This window comes from Tardiphaga sp. 37S4, assembly GCF_021044645.1.
Classification (GTDB): domain Bacteria; phylum Pseudomonadota; class Alphaproteobacteria; order Rhizobiales; family Xanthobacteraceae; genus Tardiphaga; species Tardiphaga robiniae.
This window is the reverse complement of sequence record NZ_CP088008.1, coordinates 5,647,300-5,666,652: the sequence shown is the minus strand read 5'-3', so window position 1 is coordinate 5,666,652 and position 19,353 is coordinate 5,647,300. Positions and strand designations below refer to the sequence as shown.

Genomic DNA, 19,353 nt, shown 5'->3' with positions numbered 1-19,353 from the left:
TGAAGTATTAGAGTTGAAGTTGCTTGCGCGAGGCTGGCGGTTATCCACAGGGTCATCGTGACGCAGTGCGCTCGGCGCAAAAATCTCGGGCCTTGCTCGTCCACGACCCAAATCCGCTCGCGACAAGGCTGCCGATAACACTGCAGATGTAGCGTTTTTGGCCGACAATATTGGTCGGCCCAGCATTGTAGCGCGCGACAGCCATCGTCCAGTTTCCCTCGCGCTCACGCAGGTCTTTCAGAAATCGTGCGGCGTAGTCGACATTGCGCGCGGGATCGAACATCGCCTCTACACTTGGAAATTTTTCCCCGTGATAGCGATGATTGATCTGCATGCAGCCGAGATCGACCAGCTTGGCGCCCCTGCTCTTCTCCTCGGCGAAACGCGCAACGGCATTGCGCAGATCGGTGGCGAGCACCGTCCGGCCATCGACATTGAGCGCATAGGGATTCAGCACACCCTTGCGCCCGGTCTCGCTGAGACCGACCGCAAAGAGAACGCCGAGTGGCACATTGTGGCGGCGTGCCGCGCGCGCCATCTCCCGTTCGCACGGCCCCCCGGCTCGAGCGTCCGTTACAGCGCTAGATATAAACAGTGCTGCTGCGAACCCGATTACTATTCTGATCCTGCTGCCGCTCCGACGACCTTGGCGATTGCTCATGATCCTGCCTGTTATGCCGTGCGCCGCTCTGCGCATCGCCGGACGACCGGCCCGAAGAACCACCGTCCGCCTGCGATCCGCCTGACGACGGCAGCGAAGAACGTTGATCGGACGGCGCTTGTTGTTGCTGTTGCTGCTGACCGTTGTTCAGATTTGCGTCGGGGGTGCGGGTATGATCGATCGCCGCGATGTCGAACGTGTAGCCAGCCGACTGCATGGCGTCGGTGAGCGCACCGCGTTCCTGCCGCAGCATCTGCGTGGTTTCGTAGCGATCCGCAGTGAGATGAATCTCCACGGAATCGCCGGCAAGCCGCATCTTCACCGTGACAGAGCCGAGATTGGGCGGATCGAGTTCGAGCGTCATCATGCGCACCGGCCGGCTATCCGCAGCTTTGTTCGTTTCGAGCCCCGGCGCGTCAGCCACGCGAGCCCCTTCAGATGATGCGACGATCACCAGATCAGTAGCCATCCGATCGACGATCTTCTGCAGCGTCGTCACCTGTTGCACGGGTTCGAAATGCGTCTCTTGCTCACGGACGACCGCCTTCGCAACCGGAAGCGGCTTGGTATCCGTCGTCTCGACCGCCAACGTAAATCGATGCGTGGTGGCCGCATCGGCGTCAGGCACGTCGGCTGTTGCGGCGTGAATGAGCTTCGTGGGATCGCGCGGAGCATCATCTGCCTTCACGTCCGATACCGAAATGCGAGACGCCGCCTTGTCATCACTTGGCAAAGGTGAGTGTGCGTGATCGAGTTTGGCCATTACCGCGCTAAGCGCGGGATCCGGTCCGCGCCAGGGTGCAGATTTTGTCGCGCTCTCGTCGCCCTTCGTGGCCTTTGAATCGTCATCATCAGCTTGATCGTCGCTGACGTTTGGCTTTTGCGCGACTTCACCGGTCAATTCCGCAAGAACGGATGCCGCGTCGAGTATCGGCTTTGCGTCGACGATTTTCGCGTTATCGGCTGTCTTGGCAACATGCGGCGTGACTGTTTTGGTCTCCTTTGAGACCAGACGGAGCTGCTCGCGAAAGTGATCGGCCTTCTCCTTGCCGTCCTTGGCATGGGCACCGCCGTTCAATCCGCCTTTCGTCCCAGCCTTTCCGGCCGCTGTCTGGCGAAGCGCTGCCATCAGGAGATCAGCATTGTTCATCGGACCTTCTCCTTTAATTGTTCCTGCGACGCATCGAGCAACTTTTGTGCCCGATCGACGGCAGCGAGAGAGCGGCTGAAATCAATGCGCGGCCGCATGGCCGTCTTCGCTTCGCTGCTTCCGTCGCTCTTGGCTTTTGCCTCCGGCAGCGCCTTTCGAACATTCAGTCCAATGGCAAGCGCCGCGCTTTGCAGTTCGACATCACGTTCGGATAGTTTTGCCTTGTCGATCTGCTCAAGCTCGGCGATTGCCGTACTGTGTGCAGATGTGGCAACGCGTGCCGCGGCCCGGTACAGGCGCGCGCGTACGCGCTCGGCGCTGTCGTCATCGGACAATGCGAATACACGGTCGGCGGCGAGCACTGTCATTTCAGTCTTGCCGCGAACCAATGCCGTTCTTGCAATAAGAAGATAGAGTGCCCGCTGGCTCGCCCGATCAAGATGATCGAGCACAGCGACAAGACGCGGGAAACGATCGGGGCGCTGTACGAAGCTGAAGCGTGCCACAGAGAGCGCAAAGCGCTGGCGGAAATTGCCTGCATAGATAGAATGCCTATATCGGCGAAAGTAGCGCACCGCGAGGGCTTCGAACTTGTCGAAGTCGTCGTCCTGTCCGACGATGAAAATCTCCCGACGCAGTGCCGCTTCCTCGACCAGCGTGCCCGGCATCATCAGCCGCACCTCGTCAAGCAATGCGATCGCGACCTTCAGGTCGTCCTGTGCAACCAGTGCCGATTGCACCAGCGCGATCTCGGCACCGAGTGCCGCAGGCAGGCTGCGTGGCTTGATATTGGCGAGCTTCGACTTCGCTTCGTCCGTGCGCCCTTCGACATAAGCGATGGCGCCATCGACAATAGCCTCGTCAATATTCAGCACGTTGCGGGAGCGGAGGCTCGCAACCACTTGCGGCGACCCGCCACTCAAGAGGAAGGTGACAGCTGCACGCGAATTGCGCGGCTCCTTCCAGACGGTGGCATCGGCTTTCAGGAAGTTCTCACCCAAGCGCTTCAGCAGGGCGGGTTGGGAATTGTGAGCGTCGAGATCGCCGCGCGCGATCTGATCTTGCAGCATCTGCAATGAACGAACCATCTGATACGGCTCGCGCATTTGGTCGTCGGCCGGCTGCGCATGTGCACTGCCAAGACAGGCTAGAAGCGTTGCTGCAATGATCCTGGCGCTGGTCATAGCACGGGAGCACGGATCAGAAGCTCGATCCGCCGGTTCTGCGCGGCAAGCGGGTCGTTCTGAATTTTCGGCCGGCGGTCCGCATAGCCCTCGATGCGCTCGACCCGCCCGGCGTCGAGGCCGCCGCGCACCAGCATGTGATACGCCATATGCGCACGCGCGGTCGAAAGCCGCCAATTGTCATATTCCGACGTGCGATAGACACGGCTATCGGTGTGACCACGCACGATGACCTGGCCGCGGTTCTGCGCAATCATCGGCGTGATCTTGTCGAGCGCACGAACGAGACCGGGCGTGGGCTCGGCCGAGCCGTTGGCAAACATTCCGTAGTTCACGTCGTCCGTCAGATTGATCAGAAGTCCTTCGGGGGTTTCCCTCACTTCGGCCACCGGACGCGCCGGTCCAATGGCGGCCAGCGCCGCCGAAATTGCTGCCTGGAGCTTGGCGGCGTCCATCGGTTGGGCTTTTTCTTGCTGGGCGGGCGCCTTGTCAGGCTGCGCCGGGGATTTGTCAGCCGGCGCTGCAGTCTTGTCTGCCTGCGCCGGTTGCGGACGACCCGCTGCCGGATTGGACTTGTCGCCATCGTCGGCAAACAACCCGGCGGGCTTCGGTGCCTCCTGCTTGTCGGATTTCGCGGGAGTTGAATTCGATCCGGACATCTCTTGCCCCGGGGTGCCGGTGGCATCAGGCTTGGCATCGAGCGGGCGCGGCTCCTGACCCTCGCTCGCCGCGGCAGCAACATCTTCGCCGAATGGTAGGCTACCCGCGTCCTTGCGTCCCGACAGCTTCTTCTCGAGCGACGAGATCGACGCCATCGGCCAGTTGATCGGATCGAACGGATCTCGATAGGCCTCCCCGCCCTTCAGCCCTTCTTTGCGATTTGGGTCGAGCGCCGCACTGGTCTGTCCCGGACGCGGAGGACCGCCGGCAATCTCCGAGAGTACAGCATAAGGATCGCGAAACAACGTCGCCTCGCCATAGCGTGGCTGCGGAGGCTGCGGGCGCGCAAGCGCATCCGTCGGCTGACCTGGCTCCGGGTGCGGCCACTTGCTCTCGCCTTCCACGGCCTTGCCGGGGTCAACCCGCCGGGCATCGTTGATGCCCTTGCGATCCGGCGTCGAGTCCGTCAGCTTGATCGGGTTGAAGTAGGTGGCCACGCTTTCGCGCGTTTCCTGATTGGTGGCATTGATCAGCCACATCACCAGGAAGAATGCCATCATCGCCGTCATGAAGTCGGCGTAAGCGATTTTCCAGACACTGTTCTTCGTCTCGCCGCTCTCGAGCGAACTGCGGCGGCGGATGATCACTATTTCTGGCGGAAGCGGATCGGCCATCTCAGCTCTGGACCGCCATCTTCAGTCGTTCGGTCCAAACCTTGAGCTGAGTCTCAAGCACGATCTGATCAACGACAATCGACGCTTCCGCCTCGGGGCCGACACGCAATTCCGATGCGATTGCACGGACGCCGAGCTTGCTGCGGATCAGTTCGAGCAGCTCCGATGGGCCTGTGATGCGCAGGACCGGGCGGCGGCTATCGGTCGTGATTGACGACAGATGCTCGATGAACGCAGTGACGGCCTGTTTCTGCACGGCGTTACTGATGAGCGGCTCGAGAAGTCGAGCCGCTACGCCGGCGATTCTTCCCTGCAATTGATCACCCATTTCGGCGATATCGCCGACGAGCTTGGCCGCCGTTTCGTTGAGCAGTTGCTGCCGTTCTTCGGCGGCCTGTGCCGCAAGTGCCTGCTTCTCCTGCTCAATGCGCCGTTCGAACTCGGCGAGTGCACTCGCATAGCCTTCGGCGCGACCGCGCTCATAGCCATCATCCTCCTGCACGAGGGGCGGCTTTGGATGCATCTGCGGCTGCGGTTGAAACGACGGTTGCTGCTTTGCCTTCTGCAGAAGCGGCTGATGTTGCGGCTGCACGCTGGAGTGATGCAGATGGTCGAACGGAACGACGCGGCTGCGTGTTTTCGGCGGCTCCGGTCGATCGAAATCGGCGATCAGACGTGCGACTTGCTCTGCGCTCATACCGCTTCCTCTTGTCTGATCCATTGTTTCAGAATCGCTGCCGCCTGCTTCTCATCAAGCTGGATGATCTGTTCCAGCCGCTTCTGTGGCGTATTCTGCATACTGCTCGAGACATCCTGGATAAGATTGGGCGGAGCCTCGCCTCCTGACAGAGCCGCGGCCGCCATCGTGCTGCCGCCACTGAGCAGCGCATTCGTCTCCGCCTGGAACTGCGTTGTCTCGTCCGTCTTCGCGCTGGCCAGGATCGTATTGATCGCGGGGCGCAGACCGAACCAGATCAGCATGCCGGCCACGGCTAGAATGGTGATGGCGCTCACGAGACTGCCCGCTTGGCGCATCATCACCTCTGTGAAGGTGATCGACGGCACCGGCGCGAGATCGCGCGCACCTTCCATGAATTCGACCGCCGAAACCTGAATCTGGTCGCCACGCGGGCGATCGATGCCAGCTGCGGTCGCAGCAATCTGCGAGATCTCCGCGACCTTGGCTTCGATCGCAGCATCGCTCACCTTGTCGCCAAGGCTCGCAATGAGACGCGGCCGATTGACCAGAACGGCAAGGAACATCTTGTTCACCACGAAACCATCGCTCGTGGTCGTCACCGTCTTCGACGAAACTTCGTAATTGGTGATGTCTTCGCGGCGCTGCTTCTCGTCATTCTGATTCTTGGCGCCGGTCGCATTGACTTGCTGATCTGGCAGGTTCTGCTGAACGGTTGTCGGCTGCTGCCGATCGAGGCTCTGCGACGTTTCCTTCTCTCGCACAGCGCGTACGGAGCGCTGCACCCGCGAATCCGGATCGTAGACCGTCTCATTGGTCTGTTTCTTGTCGGTCGACAGCTGGGTTGCAACGCTGACCTCAAAATTATCGAGCCCCAGATAGGGCGTCAGTGCCCGGCTGACATTCTCCTGGATCGAGCGACTCACAACCTTCTGCAAGTTCGCCATCGTGGTCGGCGTTGCCCCGACGCTGCCGCTGCCGTCATCATCCGAGAGCAGCGACCCGTCGCTGTCGAGCACGGTGACCTTGTCCGCGGTCATCCCCGGCACGGCCGCAGCCACGAGATGGCGCACCGAACGTGCCGTGCGTGCATCCGCCGGACCATCCGTTCGCAATACGACCGAAGCCGACGGCGGCGACTGCTCACGCCGGAACGAGCCGCGCGCAGGCATCACGATATGGACGCGGGCTGCCTTGACGCCTTTGAGAACCTGGATTGTCCGCGCAATCTCGCCCTCGAGCGCACGCACGCGCGTGATTTCCTGCATGAACGACGTCAGGCCGAGCGAGCCAATCTTGTCGAACAGCTCATAACCGCCGCCGGTGGTGCTGGGCAGGCCCTTGTCGGCCAGCAGCGTACGCGCCTGCGCGGTCTGTCCGGGACGAACGTAGACGGTATCGCCTGCCGTATTCAGATCGAAAGCGATATTCGCGTCGCGCAGCACCGAGCTGACACGCGTCACGTCCTCGCGGCTAAGACCCGAATAGAGAACATTGTATTCCGGTCGGCTTATGTAGTACGCGCCGCCGCCAACGCCGCCAAACACAGCGAGGCCAACCACCGCGAGCAGAATGAGACGCTTCGTACCCAGCTCAAGCAGATTGTTCCAGAGCTTCTGCGCGTGCTCGCGATTGACCATAAATACCCCTGCCCACTTCCGAATCGATCATCGATTGTGAAGCTTGTCCGAGGGTTACGGAGAGCCGGAAAGCGAAATGGCCGCGACCTATGACGGTCGCGGCCATTCCCATTCACGATGCGAGAGCGATTAGCCGCGGAACAGCGACAGGATGCTCTGGCTGCCGGCGTTGGCGATCGACAGCGCCTGGATGCCCAGCTGCTGCTGCGTCTGCAAGGCCTGGAGGCGGGTCGATTCGGCGTTCATGTCTGCGTCGACGAGCTGGCCGATACCGCGATCGAGCGAGTCGGTCAGGGTCTTCACGAAGTCCTGCTGCAGACCAATGCGGTTCTTGATGGCGCCGAGATTGGTGGCGGCATCGGTGATCTTGCTCAGCGCTTTGTCTGTACCAGAGATGTAAGTCTCGAGCGCAGTCAGATCGGAGGCGCTATCGGTGAACTTCGAGATGTCCAGATTAGCGACGCTGAAGGTAGTCCAGCCACCATTCTTGTAGACGTCGTAGGTCTGGTCAAGAACGCCTTTTTGGGTCGCCACATTGGCGGTAACCGCTGGCTGTAACGCAACGGTACCGCCGGTCGCACCGCCATTGGTGCTTGTGGTGGCGATCGAGGTCGTGCTGGCGTTCTTGATCTCAAGCGTCTTGCCATCGGCATTGACACCAACAGTGAGGCCCTGGATGCCCAAACCGTTAAGTGCCTTGGCGATGTCCTGAACCGTGGAAGTCTGCGACACGTTGATCGTGGTCGTCGTGACAGCTCCACCAAGAGGCGTGACGGCGAAAGCGATCGTGCCCGTGGTCGTCGCGGGCGGGCCAGCCGCACCGACGGTGGCCGGATCGAAAACGAGGGTCGACGTCGTGGCGGCAGCGTGAGCCGTGATGTAGGCGGCGTCCAGCGTTGTATCGTAGAGCTTGATGGCGTCGAGGTCGATGGTGAGCGTGTCCACCGAAACGACACCGCCGGCGCGGGAGAAGGACGACACGACCGACTTGGTCGAGTTGTAGGTGGGGTCCTGTGAGTCGACCGAGATCCAGTTTTCACCGTTGAACACGGCCGAGTCGGCGGTGTTCTTCAGCTGCTTCTGGAGTTCGGTGATTTCACTCTGGATCTTGGCGCGGTCAACACCCGGGGTACGGGCAGCAACCAGTTTTTCCTTGATCGACGAGACGACGTCAACCGTGCCTTCGAGGCCGGTATACATCGTGTCGATGGTCGCAGCGCCGAGACCGAGAGCGTCCTGCACGGCGCCCAGAGCCTGAACGTCCGAACGCATCGTGGTAGCGATCGACCAGTAAGCGGCGTTGTCCGACGCGGTCGCCACGCGATAGCCGGTCGAGATGCGGTTCATCGTGGTGGAGAGGTTGGCATCGACCGAGCGCAGAGTCTGCAGCGCGGTCATGGCCTGGGAGTTGGTCATCAAGCTAGACATCGTATGTCCCTTTAATTTGATTGATTTGCTGGGGACATACCGGACTTTCACCGGTACGAGAGGGCGGCATCATGCCTTTGGAATGTCGATATCTGATCGACCCAACCTGTCGTGAATTGCAAGCTAGCCGCCAAACCTTACCCAAAGCTGAAGGGAGCGGCGGCTCGTATAGTTAACAGCGATCATTTGATTCGTCACTTACCTTGTGATGAATCAAATGATCTAGAGAAACGACTTCACAAGACCAACTGCGAGCAAATTCCAGCCGTCGATCAATACGAAGAATAGTACCTTGAACGGTAGCGCGAACACCGTGGGCGGCATCATCATCATGCCCATCGACATCGTTAGTGTTGCAACGATCATGTCGATCACCAGAAATGGCATGACGACAAGAAATCCGATCTCGAATGCGCGGCGAAGCTCCGACACCATGAAAGCCGGAATGATGATTCGCAGATCGATCCGCTGACCTTCGAGTTTGATCTTCATGCTTTCGGCAGCAAGGTTCTCGAAGGTTTGCAGATCCTTTTCACGTACGTGCTGCAGCATGAAATCCCGAAACGGATCTGTGACACGCGAATAGGCTTCCTGCTCTGTGATCTCATTCTTCATCAGGGGCTGAAGGCCGTTCTGCCACGCGCGATCGAAGGTCGGTGCCATCACATAGAATGTGAGGAACAGCGCAAGGCTGATCATCACGATATTGGCCGGCGTGGTTTGCAGGCCAAGCCCTGTGCGCAGGAATGAGAGTGCGACGACGAAGCGCGTGAAGCTCGTCACCATGATGAGCAGGCCCGGCGCCAGTGACAGCACCGTCAGCAGCGCGACCATCTGGATGATTCGGCCGCTCGCACTACCCTCGCCCTGCGGAAGCAAGGTCGACAGATCCGGAACCTGCGCCACTGCAGCCGTCGGCAGAAGCACCAGGAGCAGGATCGGAATGATACGCTTCATTGCACCACCAGCGTCTCGATAATCAACTCACGAACCCTGCCGCTCGAACGCGTAAGCGCGCGCTCATTCAGGTCTTCGCGCAGATATTGCAGGCCGCGGGCACCCTCGATCTGCGCGGGTGTGAGCGTGCGCAGATAGGCTGCAACATCCTCACCTATGCGAGCGACCACGATGCTCGCCTCCTCCTCGGTCAATTTATCGGTTACGATCGATGCCTCCATGCGGATCCAGGCATTTGGCGGCGCCGCCAGATTGGTCACGACCGGCGTGATCTTGCGCAGACGATCATTGGCATTGAAGGCCGACGAGATCGGTTTCTCTGGGACTTCCTTCTGGCTTTCACTGATGCGCTGGAACGTCGACATCAGATGCAGGCTTGCCAGCGCTCCAGCCCCGACCGAGAGCGCCGTGACAAGCAGCAGGGCGCCAAACCACTGCATGAATCCTGGGCGCTGGCCTTCATTCGCTGTGTTATCGGCCATGATCGATTCCCATCAGAACGGCGCGACCTGGTCGTAAACCTGTTGACCCCAGTTCGGCTGCTGCACTTCCATGGACCGGCCTCGCCCGCCATACGAAATGCGGGCTTCGGCGATCTTCTCATAGGCGATGGTGTTGTTGCGGCTGATATCGATCGGGCGCACGATGCCGCCGACATTGACGATGCGCATTTCGTAATTGACGCGCATCTCCTGCGAACCGCTAACCAGGAGATTGCCGTTCGGGAGTACGTCGACAACGACGGCAGCCACCGAGAAACGTACTTCTTCGTTCCGGTCGATCTTGCCAGCGCCCTTGTTCGACGACTGGGACTTGACGTTGGTATCGAAATTTCCCGCCGAGAGCCATTTGGCGATATTGGCCGAGTAATCGGACTCAACCTTGATCTGCGAGTCCCGCGACCGATCCGTCTTGTTATCAAGGATCGCCTTATCGTTCATCAGAATATTCACGGTCAGCAGATCGCCGACCCGCGTTGCCCGGGAATCGCGGTAGAGGTCCTTGCGGTCATTCCAGATCGAGTGAGGGCCCGCGCTACGATAGGCTCGTCTCTCGATCGGAATTGCGCGCGCATCGACCTGCATACCGTTGCCGATCGGCGACATGTAGGGCGCCTGGCCAACCTCGGCGAGATTACTGGCGCAACCGGTCAGGCACGACAGTGCGACCGGAATCAGAATCACTCTCAACCACATCATTTCTTGGCTTTCCCGTCGTCGGTGCGACGCATCCCGGCAAGCGTGTCAGCGAGATGTGCGCCACGTGCCGGTTCCATTTCATTGAGGATCGCGCTGGCAACGCGAACGCGCAGCTTGGCGAGAACAGCAGCTGCCGTGTCATCAGCCATGCTGGCAATCTGCTGCGCCGCAGCTTCCGGATTCATGCGCGAGTAGATTTCGACGACGTTATCTTCCGCCTTTTTGAGGAATTCTTCGCGCAACTTCAGCCATTCCTCATATTCGGCACGCTTGGCCTCAAGTTCGGCAATGCGCAGCTTCAGCTTGGATTCCGTCGCTTCCAGCTCTTTCTGCTGCCACGCCACCCGGGCATCGAGTGCCTGGTCTGCGATATTGCCGCAAAAGCGCGCGACGTCGGATTCCTGGGAGTTCGCGGCTGCGCTATCCTTTTTGTCGATTGCGCCCGTGATCAGCGCCGAATCGGCTGGCGGACGCACCACCGGGTCCTGCTTGTTGGCAGCCGGGCGTGGGCGCGCGACTTGCGGCGTCTTTGCAAATTCACCGAGGTTCAGCGGCTTTGAGAGCTTCTGCTCGGGTTCGGCCGATGCCTGTGTGGACAGCACCATACCGACCAGCATGAGAAACTTGATCGATCGATTTGCGACGCGCGCCATTCGTGTTCTCGTGATTCAGCTGAGCGAGCGTTGCACGCTTTGGCTTGCGTGACGCTGACCCGGGCTTACTGGATGACGAGTTCCGCTTGCAGCGCGCCGGCCGCCTTGATCGCCTGCAAGATCGCGATGATTCCCTGCGGTTTCAGGCCGATTTGATTGAGACCACGCACCAGACGCTGCAAGTCCGCACCACGCAGAATGGCGATCTTGGCGCCGGGCTCGTTAGCTTCGATGAAGGTTTGCGGCACCACCTTCGTCTCGCCGCGCGCGAATGGGTTCGGTTGCGACACGATCGGCGCCTCGGTGATTCGCACCGACAGATTTCCATGGGTGACCGCGACTGTCGAAATCTGTACATTCCGGCCGATGACCACCGTTCCCGTGCGTTCGTCGACCACCACTCGCGCCGGCGAATCCGGCTCGACCAGTAGCTCCTCGATTTCGGCGATAAACCGCACCGGCGCGGTCGAGCGTGGGCGCGACAGCACGATGGTGCGATAATCGCGCTCGAAGGCCACGACCTTCTGGTAACGGCCGCTACTATGCGCGTTGATCGCGTCCATGATACGCGTTGCGGTGACGAAATCCGGATTCTTTAGCTCAAGAATGAGCGATTCCATCTCGCTGAAACGCCCCTTGACTTCACGTTCGATCAGCGCGCCATTTGGGATACGGCCAGCTGTGGCCACGCCCTGGCTAAGCGTTTGTGCAGCGCCTTCGACGTTGTAACCGCCTACAGCGATAGCACCTTGCGCGACAGCATAGGTTTCGCCATCGGCGCCGCGTAACTGCGTCATCACCAACGTTCCACCAAGCAGGGATGATGCGTCGCCCAATGACGAGATCGCGACGTCGATTCGCGAACCACCCGCGACAAACGGCGGCAGATCGGCCGTCACAACGACGGCGGCAACGTTGCGCGTGCGCAACGAGGTGCCACGGATATTGATGCCCATATTGTCGAGCATCGATTGCAACGATTGTTCGGTGAACGGCGCGTTGCGCAACGTGTCACCGGTGCCCTTGAGGCCGATCACAAGGCCATAGCCGAGGATTTGGTTCTCCCGCACGCCCTTGAGATTGGCGATGTCCTTCACACGCACAGCGGCATCTGCCGCCGAGATCGAAAGCGAAAGCAGGAGACCGCAAAGGAGACGCAGCATCATCCGTTCTGAATCCGTACTGATCCGTCCTGCTGGACGATGCCCCGGATAGTGACTCCGGTATCGAGGTTGCGAAGCTGCACCATCATGCCGGCGCTGCCCGACTGCAGGGATGTTGCATAGGTGACGATAATGAGCCCATCATCCTCGACGAGCACCTTCACCACAGCCCCGCGGGTGACGGCCTTCAGATCTTCGAGACCGTTGATCGGAATCAGGTGCCCCGCCAACAGTGTACGACGCGCGATGCGGCCAACGAGGGACGCACGGTCGTTGATGAATGCACTTGCGCCCTGAATATTGGGCGCAAAATTGCGATCCATGATCATTTCATCCCTGATGACGTCACCGGGATAGATCGCTGTAGCCGGCACCGGATAGCGGACAGACTCGTCCGCGGCCTGAGCGACGCTTGCAATGCCGGCCGCGAGCACGAGGCTCACGACCCAGCGGGTAACGATGGTAACTGCGCGCATCAGGCCGAGATCCCGTTCTGTGGATTACCGCATGCCCTTCGAAATGGTCGATGCCATCTCGTCAGCCGCCTGGATGACCTTGGAATTCATTTCATAAGAACGCTGCGCCGATATCAGCTCAGTGATTTCCTTCACCGGATCGACGTTCGAACTCTCGAGATAGTGTTGATGCAGCTTGCCGTAGCCAATGTCGCCTGCGAAGCCCACAACGGGCACGCCGGATGAAACCGTCTCGCGATAGAGATTGCCGCCCAGTGGATCCAGACCGGCTTCATTGGAGAAGTTCGCGAGCGAGAGTTGCCCGAGCTGAACAGGCGCAACGGTTCCGTCGACCTTCGCGAAGACCTGGCCAGACTCGTTGACAGTGACATCCACGGCATTCTGCGGGACGATGATCGCAGGCGTCACCAGATAGCCGTCCGGCGTCACCAGCTGGCGGTTTTCATTCAGGTTGAATGCACCGGCGCGTGTGTAGAGTGTCTCACCATTCGGACCGGCGATCTGGAACCAGCCGCGGCCATTAATGGCCATGTCATAAGTGTTGCCAGTCTGCGCCATGGCGCCCTGCAGATGCAGCTTGCGCACGGCAGCCGAACGCACGCCGAGACCGAGCTTTGCGCCTTCAGGTACTGCGCCCTCACCGCTTCGGTTGGGAACGCCCTGCGCGCGGTCGATCTGATAGAACAGATCGGTGAATTCCGCGCGGGATCGCTTGTACGAGGTCGTATTGATATTCGCGATATTATTCGCGATCACTTCGACATTAAGCTGCTGCGCGCCCATACCGGTGGCAGCAATGGCCAGAGCTCTCATGATTAAACCTCAAATCGCCATTCGGCTGACTTCTTGATACGCCTGAACGACCTTGTCGCGGACGGCGACAGCCATCTGCAATGACCGTTCGGCAGACATGACCGCCTCGACCACCTTCTGTGCCGAGAGCTTGCCGTGGATGGACTGGATTGACGCGGCTTCGCCGGCTTTGATCGAACCGATGGCATCGGCTGCGACCTGTTCGAGGACGTTGTTGAAACCGACGGTGGCCGCACCGGGCTGCACCGCGGGTGTCGCGGAATTGATGACTTCGCTGGTTTTGGCGAGCTCACCAGCACTGCTGATGACTGAGGATACCGCTTCAAGCATGGTTAGCTCCTCAAAAGATCGATGGTCATCGACACCATGGATCTCACTTGTTTGATGACCTGTAGGTTGGCCTCGAAGGACCGATTGGTTTCCCGCATGTCGCCCATTTCAATCAACGAGTTAACATTGGGCAGCTTTACGTAACCGGTTGGATCGGCAGCCGGGTGGCCTGGCTCATAGTCCACGCGGAACGGCGCCTGATCGGTTCCGACATCCTTCACCTTAACCATGCGCACACCAGCGGCACGGTCCATCTCGGCTGTGAAGGTCGTGGTCTTGCGGCGATACGGATCCGAGCCTGGCGTGCGGCCGGTTGAATTGGCATTGGCAAGGTTCTCCGACACGACACGCAAGCGGGTCGACTGCGCTTCGAGGCCGGAACTTGCGATCTGAACAGATGCTTGCAACGGATCAATCATCGTCATTTCCCTCAGGTCTTCATGCTTGTCATGAACATGCGATGAAACGATTTGACGATCGCCGTATTCAGCGAATAGTCGCGATTGATATCGCCAGCCTTCAGCATCTCTTGTTCAAGGCTGACGGAGTTGCCGGAGTGAACGGTCTCCCAGCTCTTTTCCTTGCGCATGCCCTGGGCCTCAACCGAAGAGCCGGTCGTGATATGCGCCGGCGACGTCACCGTCACAGGCACGACTTTCGAATCGAGAATCTTGTTGAACGGTTCAATGTCCTGCGCGCGATAGCCCGGCGTGTTCGCATTGGCGACATTCGCCGAGATTGCGGACTGCCGCAGCGACAGCCATCGCTCATGCGATGAGGCAACATCGAAGAGATAGACGGGTCCCACTTATCCCCCAGGCAAACATGATTCCTTCATCATGGTTTACAAATGGAAACTTGTCCGAGGCTGGAGATGCGCATCACGACATGCGCGGAACGCTTACGCATTCGTCTTCTGCTTTCGCGAATGCAGAAAGTAGATGATTTCTGCGACAGGGCGGAAGAACTCCGACGGAATCATCTTGTCGATGTATGCGACATCATACATCGAGCGCGCCAGCATCTTGTCTTCCACCACCGGGACACCATTCTTCTCGGCGATTTCCCTGATCTTCAGCGCGATCAGGTCCTGCCCCTTTGCAAGCACCGTCGGCGCAGCGTCTTCGCCCTGCTTGTACTTCAGCGCAATCGCGTAATGCGTGGGATTCGCGATCACCAGCGTGGCGCGCGGAACGGCCGCCAGCATCGACTTGCGAGCGCGATCGCGCGCCAACGAACGCAACCGCGATTTGACGATCGGATCGCCTTCGGCCTGCTTGAACTCGTCCTTGATCTCCTGCTTCGTCATGCGCAGTTCGCGGCGCCAATGGAAGCGTGCCCAGACGAGATCGAGCGACACCAGGACAATGGTCGCAATGCTGATGGCGGAGACAAGCCGCATTGCGGTAGTCAGCACCAATTCCGGAACGGCCGCCGGATCGCTAAACAATGCATTCACGGCCACGGCCTCCTCAGCCCGCAGGACGATCATCACGACCAGACTGATAGCGACGAACTTGAAGACCGACTTTCCGAATTCCACACGTCCCTGCGCGCCGAAGATTCTGCCCCAACCTTTCGCTATTGAGATGCGCGAGGCTTCCGGCTGGATGCGATCGAACACAATTCGCGGTGCGTTCTGCAGGAAAGATGATGCCAGCCCGGCCAGCATCAGGACGATAACAATCGGAATAACCAGTCCCGCCGCACTCATACCGACCGCGGTGAGCAACTCAATAGCATCCGTTCCATTACGGATGCGGATGCCCGACGGATCGTCGATCAATCGGGCTAAAGTGAAAGTCAGATTTCTGACGTTGTCGGTGGTCAGAAAGCTTTGAATAATCAGCAGTGCGAGCATAGAGGCGAAAATCGGCGCTTCGCGCGAGACCGGGATTTGGCCCTTCTCAACGGAATCACGAACCTTCTTCTCTGTCGCCTCTTCGGTTTTACTGTCCTTATCGGGTTCGTCAGACACAATGCTCTATCTTCAGGTGAATACCGGCTGATCTTCTTGATCGGGGTTGAGTTCAATTTCGCCGCGTCCGGCCATATCGAGCGCAAGATCGGTAATGGCGCGCCGGGCATCCAGGATTTCGCGCTGATTGGCGGGGATACCGTTTGCCAGTTCGTGATCCACCAGACGACGGGTGCGTGAGGCGAGCGACGACAGAATGAGCTCGCGGAATGTCGTATCCGATCCCTTGAGCGCCATCACCACACGGTCCGTCGGCACCTGATCGAAGATCAGCATGCGTGCCTTGGCGGTCAGATTCACGATGTCGTCGAAGGTAAACAGCATGCCCTTCAGAATCTCGGCCGACTTCGGCCGCGATTCGGTGAGGTTCTTCAGCGATTCCTCCATCTGCGTCCGCTCCATCTTGTTGATGATGTCAGCCATGCGCGGATAGGTGTCGGATGCCAGGTTCCGAGCGAAGTTGATCATGAAGTCTTCATGCATGGTCTTTTCGATAATGCTCATCGCATCCTCGACAACTGGCTTGAGGCTGAGCATACGTCGCATCAGGTCGTGACGGATATCTGGCGGCAGATGGCTCATCACGCGGGCTGCACAAGCCGGTTTCACACGCGAGAGAATCAACGCCGCAGTTTGCGGATGCTCCTTGAGAAGATAGTTGGCAAGCAGGCTTTCCGAGACGAGCGAGATGCGCTCCCAAACCGACTTGGTCTTGTTGCCCAGAACTTCGGAAATGATGTCAGTGATCTGGTCCGGCGGCAGCACGCCATTCAGCAGCTTCTCCAGCTCACCGACAGTGCCAAAGATATTCGGACCTTCCGAGAAATTCTGAGCGAATTCCTCGATGATCGCTTCGAGCTCAGGCCCTGAGATGGGCTTGAGCTCAGCCGCAGCCCGCGTGACCAGTTTGATCTCTTCGGGATCGAACTCCCGAAGCAGGCCGCCCGAGAGCTCACGCCCCATGGCCAGCAAAAGAGCCGCCGCCTTCTCGGTGCCACCTAGCGGTTTGATGCTGGTGCCGGCGCGCTTAGCAGGTGCATTGAATGCCATAAGGAATATCTCTTTGGGAAAATCTCTTTAAGCGTCCGGATCCCCGGCCGCTCCTCCGACGATTTCCGTCAGCGATACACCGAAACGCGAATTCTCGTCTTCCACGACCACGACCGCACCGCGCGCAACGATGCGTCCGTTGACGACGACTTCGACAGGTTCACCCACACGGTGATCGAGCGGGATCACTGCGCCGCGGCCAAGCTTCATCAGATCGGCGACCGGCATGGTGGCTGAGCCGAGCAGCACCTGCACCGTGACCGGGATGCGCAGGATAGGTTCAAGATTGGTCAGCCGGCTGGTTTCCTCGGCAGCGCGAGCCGCGAGATCTGCCAGTTTGCCGAACGACGCGCCGTCAGCCTTGAGCGGGTCTACGCCTGTAGCGGTCGCTGCGCTTACCGGATCGATATCGAATGGTTGCTTCATATCCCCTGCCTTCTTGAAAACTCAGATCTTGGCCTAAGCCGGATTTTGTGCCGCAGTGCGCGTATCGATTTCCGCGATAGCCTTGCGTGCCTCGTCGATCTTGTCGCCGAGCGTCTGGACCATCTGTCGGCCATCCGCGCTGAATTCGCGCACCATCAGCACCATGTCGTCCACCGTCTCATTGGTCTTGCCGACCACGGCGGTAAACTCGCCCTGATGCGCACGCAACTTCACGAGTTCACGATGCATCTTGGTAACGCGGATGCTCGTGAAGAGCAGAGCCGCAAAAAGGATGATGTCAACGAGCGAGGATACCATCGATAAATTCCCGTTTTTGGTCGGCCGATTCCTTGACCTGCAGTGAATAGACGCCATTCATCTGGCCGAGCTGGCACCAGAACAAGCGTTGATCATTGCATTCGAGGCGAACCATTGTGTCCGGCGTGGCGTTGAGCTTGAGCACCTGGCCGACGTGAAATTTCGCGACCTCGCCGAGAGTAAACTGTCGCTCTTCGAGAACCGCCTTCAGCACCACTTCGGTCCGCTTGATCTCGCTGTGCAACTGACGGCTCCAGTTCGGATCGGTGGATGCCGACTCACCGGATACGATCTGCGACAGCGACTGCCGGATCGGATTAAGCGCTGCGTGCGGAATGACGATGAACATCTCGCCGCCGCGATCGAGACCCTGCAGCAGGATCTTCGCACACACGGCCATGTTGTTGAGGCGGCCGATCGCAAGATAGTCCATGCGCGTCTCGACACGTTCCAGGTTGAACGTCACGTCGGAAGCGCGGTCGAATGACGCCTGCAACGCCTTGCCAAAGCGCTCGAACAGCGATTGCGCGACATGCAACTCCACATTCGAGAATACCCGCGGCATATCCAGCGGCGGCTCCGCACCATCGGCGCCGAACAGGAGCTCGATCATGGTGTAGACGAAATCGCGATCGAAACCAATCAGGATGCGCGCATCCCATGCTTGCGCATAGAACACCGCGGCAATGGCTTCGCCCTCATAGCGATCGAGGATATCGGAGAGGCGATCGCTGCCCACGCTGCTTAGCGAGAAATACGACTGCGAGGGCGACATGGATCGCAGGCTTTCGGCACAAAGATTCGTCATCTGGTCGAAAATCACATGCAGCATCGGCATGCGTTCGACGGAAATTCCGGCAGCCCCTAAAAGTTGATCTGATCCTTGATCTACGCGGCCTGACTTTACTTCTGACATCAGGCCCGTGCTCCCGCTTTCGCCGAGGATTCAGCAGGTGCCGCCTTCGCGGGACCGCCGGAGATGGTTTCGCTTTCGACGACATCAATCGACGGGCGTTCACCGGGGCCGATCATCTTGCGGCCGTGTTCGATCGCGATCTGCGGCAGGGCCCCGTTCATGAAGGCGAGCAGTGACTGCTTGACGATTACATACATCCGCGCGCGCTGCTCGCGCACCAGCTTGATCTTGTGGGCCAGCGGCGCGACAAGACCGTAGGACAAGAAGATGCCGGCAAATGTGCCGACCAGAGCTGCGCCGATGAAGCCGCCGAGCAATTTCGGGGATTGGTCGAGAGCGCCCATCGCCTTGATGACGCCGAGTACCGCGGCGACGATACCGAGCGCCGGCAGTCCTTCGGCCACCATCATCAGCGAGCCATATGGTTTCATCTTGCTGCGAATGATGGTTTCGATTTCCTCGTCCATCAGCGCTTCGATCTCATGCGGCCGCGCGCTGCCCATGATGATCAGGCGGAAGTAGTCGCAGATGAAGTGCAGAAGCGGCTCATTGGCGAGAACGGTCGGGAAGGCAGTGAATATTTCTGACGATGATGGATCGTCGATATGAGCTTCCACCTCGTTGCGACCCTTGTTTCGTACCTCGCGCATCAGAGAATGCAGAAGCCCGAGCAGATCGAGGTAATGGCGTTGCTTCGGCACTGCGACCGTCAACGCCTGCACGGTGGCGCGGCCGGTGTCGACCACGGTTTTCCAGGGATTCGCAATGACATAGGTGCCCAGCGACATCCCCATGATGATGACGAACTCCCAGGGCTGCCATATCACGCTGAGATGCCCGCCCATCGCGGTGAAGCCGCCGATCAGACTGGCGAGTGTGATAATGACGCCAAAGAGAATGCTCAAGCGCACCGCTCCAAATTGAGGATACGATTCACTTAGGCAACGATGCTTGCACGAGGCTGACATCGGCCTGCGCCG

The 19,353-nt window shown here is 59.3% G+C and carries 23 protein-coding genes; all 23 read right to left on the bottom strand.

Annotation, left to right across the window (positions count from 1 at the left end; all coding sequences use genetic code 11):
• Positions 1-52 precede the first annotated feature (52 nt).
• The 23 genes from LPB73_RS26930 to motA all read right to left on the bottom strand — a co-directional run bounded on the left by LPB73_RS26930 (position 53) and on the right by motA (position 19,278).
• Positions 53-538 carry a transglycosylase SLT domain-containing protein gene (locus LPB73_RS26930; RefSeq protein WP_231078761.1) on the bottom strand — a complete coding sequence of 162 codons (486 nt, stop codon included), beginning with the start codon at positions 536-538 and terminating at the stop codon, positions 53-55.
• A gap of 43 nt (positions 539-581) precedes the next feature.
• Positions 582-1,811, bottom strand: coding sequence for a flagellar hook-length control protein FliK (locus LPB73_RS26925; RefSeq protein WP_231078760.1), 1,230 nt, complete (start codon positions 1,809-1,811; stop codon positions 582-584).
• Positions 1,808-2,995: a chemotaxis protein gene (locus tag LPB73_RS26920; protein WP_231081262.1), complete on the bottom strand. Its 1,188-nt coding sequence runs from the start codon at positions 2,993-2,995 to the stop codon at positions 1,808-1,810. Before LPB73_RS26920 ends, LPB73_RS26925 begins: the two co-directional genes overlap by 4 nt.
• A complete protein-coding gene (locus tag LPB73_RS26915) occupies positions 2,992-4,329 on the bottom strand; it encodes a MotB family protein (RefSeq protein WP_175369213.1) in 1,338 nt (445 codons plus the stop codon). Before LPB73_RS26915 ends, LPB73_RS26920 begins: the two co-directional genes overlap by 4 nt.
• A 1-nt stretch (position 4,330) precedes the next feature.
• Positions 4,331-5,026, bottom strand: a complete 696-nt coding sequence (locus LPB73_RS26910; protein ID WP_231078759.1) for a hypothetical protein — start codon at positions 5,024-5,026, stop codon at positions 4,331-4,333.
• Positions 5,023-6,666, bottom strand: coding sequence for a flagellar basal-body MS-ring/collar protein FliF (gene fliF / locus LPB73_RS26905; RefSeq protein WP_120287542.1), 1,644 nt, complete (start codon positions 6,664-6,666; stop codon positions 5,023-5,025). Before fliF ends, LPB73_RS26910 begins: the two co-directional genes overlap by 4 nt.
• A 129-nt stretch (positions 6,667-6,795) precedes the next feature.
• Complete coding sequence (locus LPB73_RS29160) at positions 6,796-8,094, bottom strand: flagellin (RefSeq protein WP_305801565.1); 1,299 nt, start codon at positions 8,092-8,094, stop codon at positions 6,796-6,798.
• A gap of 222 nt (positions 8,095-8,316) precedes the next feature.
• Positions 8,317-9,051: a flagellar type III secretion system pore protein FliP gene (fliP, locus tag LPB73_RS26890; RefSeq protein WP_068729883.1), complete on the bottom strand. Its 735-nt coding sequence runs from the start codon at positions 9,049-9,051 to the stop codon at positions 8,317-8,319.
• Complete coding sequence (locus LPB73_RS26885) at positions 9,048-9,533, bottom strand: flagellar basal body-associated FliL family protein (RefSeq protein ID WP_120287544.1); 486 nt, start codon at positions 9,531-9,533, stop codon at positions 9,048-9,050. Before LPB73_RS26885 ends, fliP begins: the two co-directional genes overlap by 4 nt.
• A gap of 12 nt (positions 9,534-9,545) precedes the next feature.
• Positions 9,546-10,241, bottom strand: a complete 696-nt coding sequence (gene flgH, locus LPB73_RS26880; RefSeq protein WP_089263698.1) for a flagellar basal body L-ring protein FlgH — start codon at positions 10,239-10,241, stop codon at positions 9,546-9,548.
• Between the two features lie 5 nt (positions 10,242-10,246).
• Entirely contained in the window at positions 10,247-10,903 is a 657-nt protein-coding gene (locus LPB73_RS26875) for a MotE family protein (RefSeq protein WP_231078758.1), read from the bottom strand.
• 65 nt (positions 10,904-10,968) lie between these two features.
• On the bottom strand, positions 10,969-12,066 hold the full coding sequence (flgI, locus tag LPB73_RS26870) for a flagellar basal body P-ring protein FlgI (protein ID WP_184520050.1): 1,098 nt from the start codon (positions 12,064-12,066) through the stop codon (positions 10,969-10,971).
• The gene (flgA, locus tag LPB73_RS26865; RefSeq protein ID WP_231078757.1) at positions 12,066-12,542 is read right to left on the bottom strand and encodes a flagellar basal body P-ring formation chaperone FlgA; all 477 of its coding nucleotides are present in this window, start codon (positions 12,540-12,542) and stop codon (positions 12,066-12,068) included. The genes flgI and flgA overlap by 1 nt, the downstream gene beginning before the upstream one ends.
• Before the next feature lie 24 nt (positions 12,543-12,566).
• Positions 12,567-13,355 carry a flagellar basal-body rod protein FlgG gene (gene flgG, locus LPB73_RS26860; RefSeq protein ID WP_089263432.1) on the bottom strand — a complete coding sequence of 263 codons (789 nt, stop codon included), beginning with the start codon at positions 13,353-13,355 and terminating at the stop codon, positions 12,567-12,569.
• Between the two features lie 9 nt (positions 13,356-13,364).
• Complete coding sequence (locus LPB73_RS26855; RefSeq protein WP_068729891.1) at positions 13,365-13,685, bottom strand: flagellar hook-basal body complex protein FliE; 321 nt, start codon at positions 13,683-13,685, stop codon at positions 13,365-13,367.
• Between the two features lie 2 nt (positions 13,686-13,687).
• Entirely contained in the window at positions 13,688-14,104 is a 417-nt protein-coding gene (gene flgC / locus LPB73_RS26850) for a flagellar basal body rod protein FlgC (protein ID WP_089263697.1), read from the bottom strand.
• A gap of 11 nt (positions 14,105-14,115) precedes the next feature.
• A complete protein-coding gene (gene flgB / locus LPB73_RS26845; RefSeq protein WP_089263431.1) occupies positions 14,116-14,493 on the bottom strand; it encodes a flagellar basal body rod protein FlgB in 378 nt (125 codons plus the stop codon).
• 93 nt (positions 14,494-14,586) lie between these two features.
• A complete protein-coding gene (gene flhB, locus LPB73_RS26840; RefSeq protein WP_231078756.1) occupies positions 14,587-15,663 on the bottom strand; it encodes a flagellar biosynthesis protein FlhB in 1,077 nt (358 codons plus the stop codon).
• A gap of 12 nt (positions 15,664-15,675) precedes the next feature.
• Complete coding sequence (locus LPB73_RS26835; RefSeq protein WP_231078755.1) at positions 15,676-16,713, bottom strand: flagellar motor switch protein FliG; 1,038 nt, start codon at positions 16,711-16,713, stop codon at positions 15,676-15,678.
• A 27-nt stretch (positions 16,714-16,740) separates the two neighbouring features.
• Entirely contained in the window at positions 16,741-17,139 is a 399-nt protein-coding gene (gene fliN / locus LPB73_RS26830) for a flagellar motor switch protein FliN (protein WP_231078754.1), read from the bottom strand.
• A gap of 33 nt (positions 17,140-17,172) precedes the next feature.
• Positions 17,173-17,457, bottom strand: coding sequence for a hypothetical protein (locus LPB73_RS26825; RefSeq protein ID WP_231078753.1), 285 nt, complete (start codon positions 17,455-17,457; stop codon positions 17,173-17,175).
• Positions 17,438-18,373 (bottom strand): FliM/FliN family flagellar motor switch protein, encoded by a 936-nt coding sequence (locus tag LPB73_RS26820; protein WP_089263426.1) that lies wholly within the window; start codon positions 18,371-18,373, stop codon positions 17,438-17,440. Before LPB73_RS26820 ends, LPB73_RS26825 begins: the two co-directional genes overlap by 20 nt.
• Positions 18,373-19,278: a flagellar motor stator protein MotA gene (motA, locus tag LPB73_RS26815; RefSeq protein WP_256461226.1), complete on the bottom strand. Its 906-nt coding sequence runs from the start codon at positions 19,276-19,278 to the stop codon at positions 18,373-18,375. Before motA ends, LPB73_RS26820 begins: the two co-directional genes overlap by 1 nt.
• Positions 19,279-19,353 lie beyond the last annotated feature (75 nt).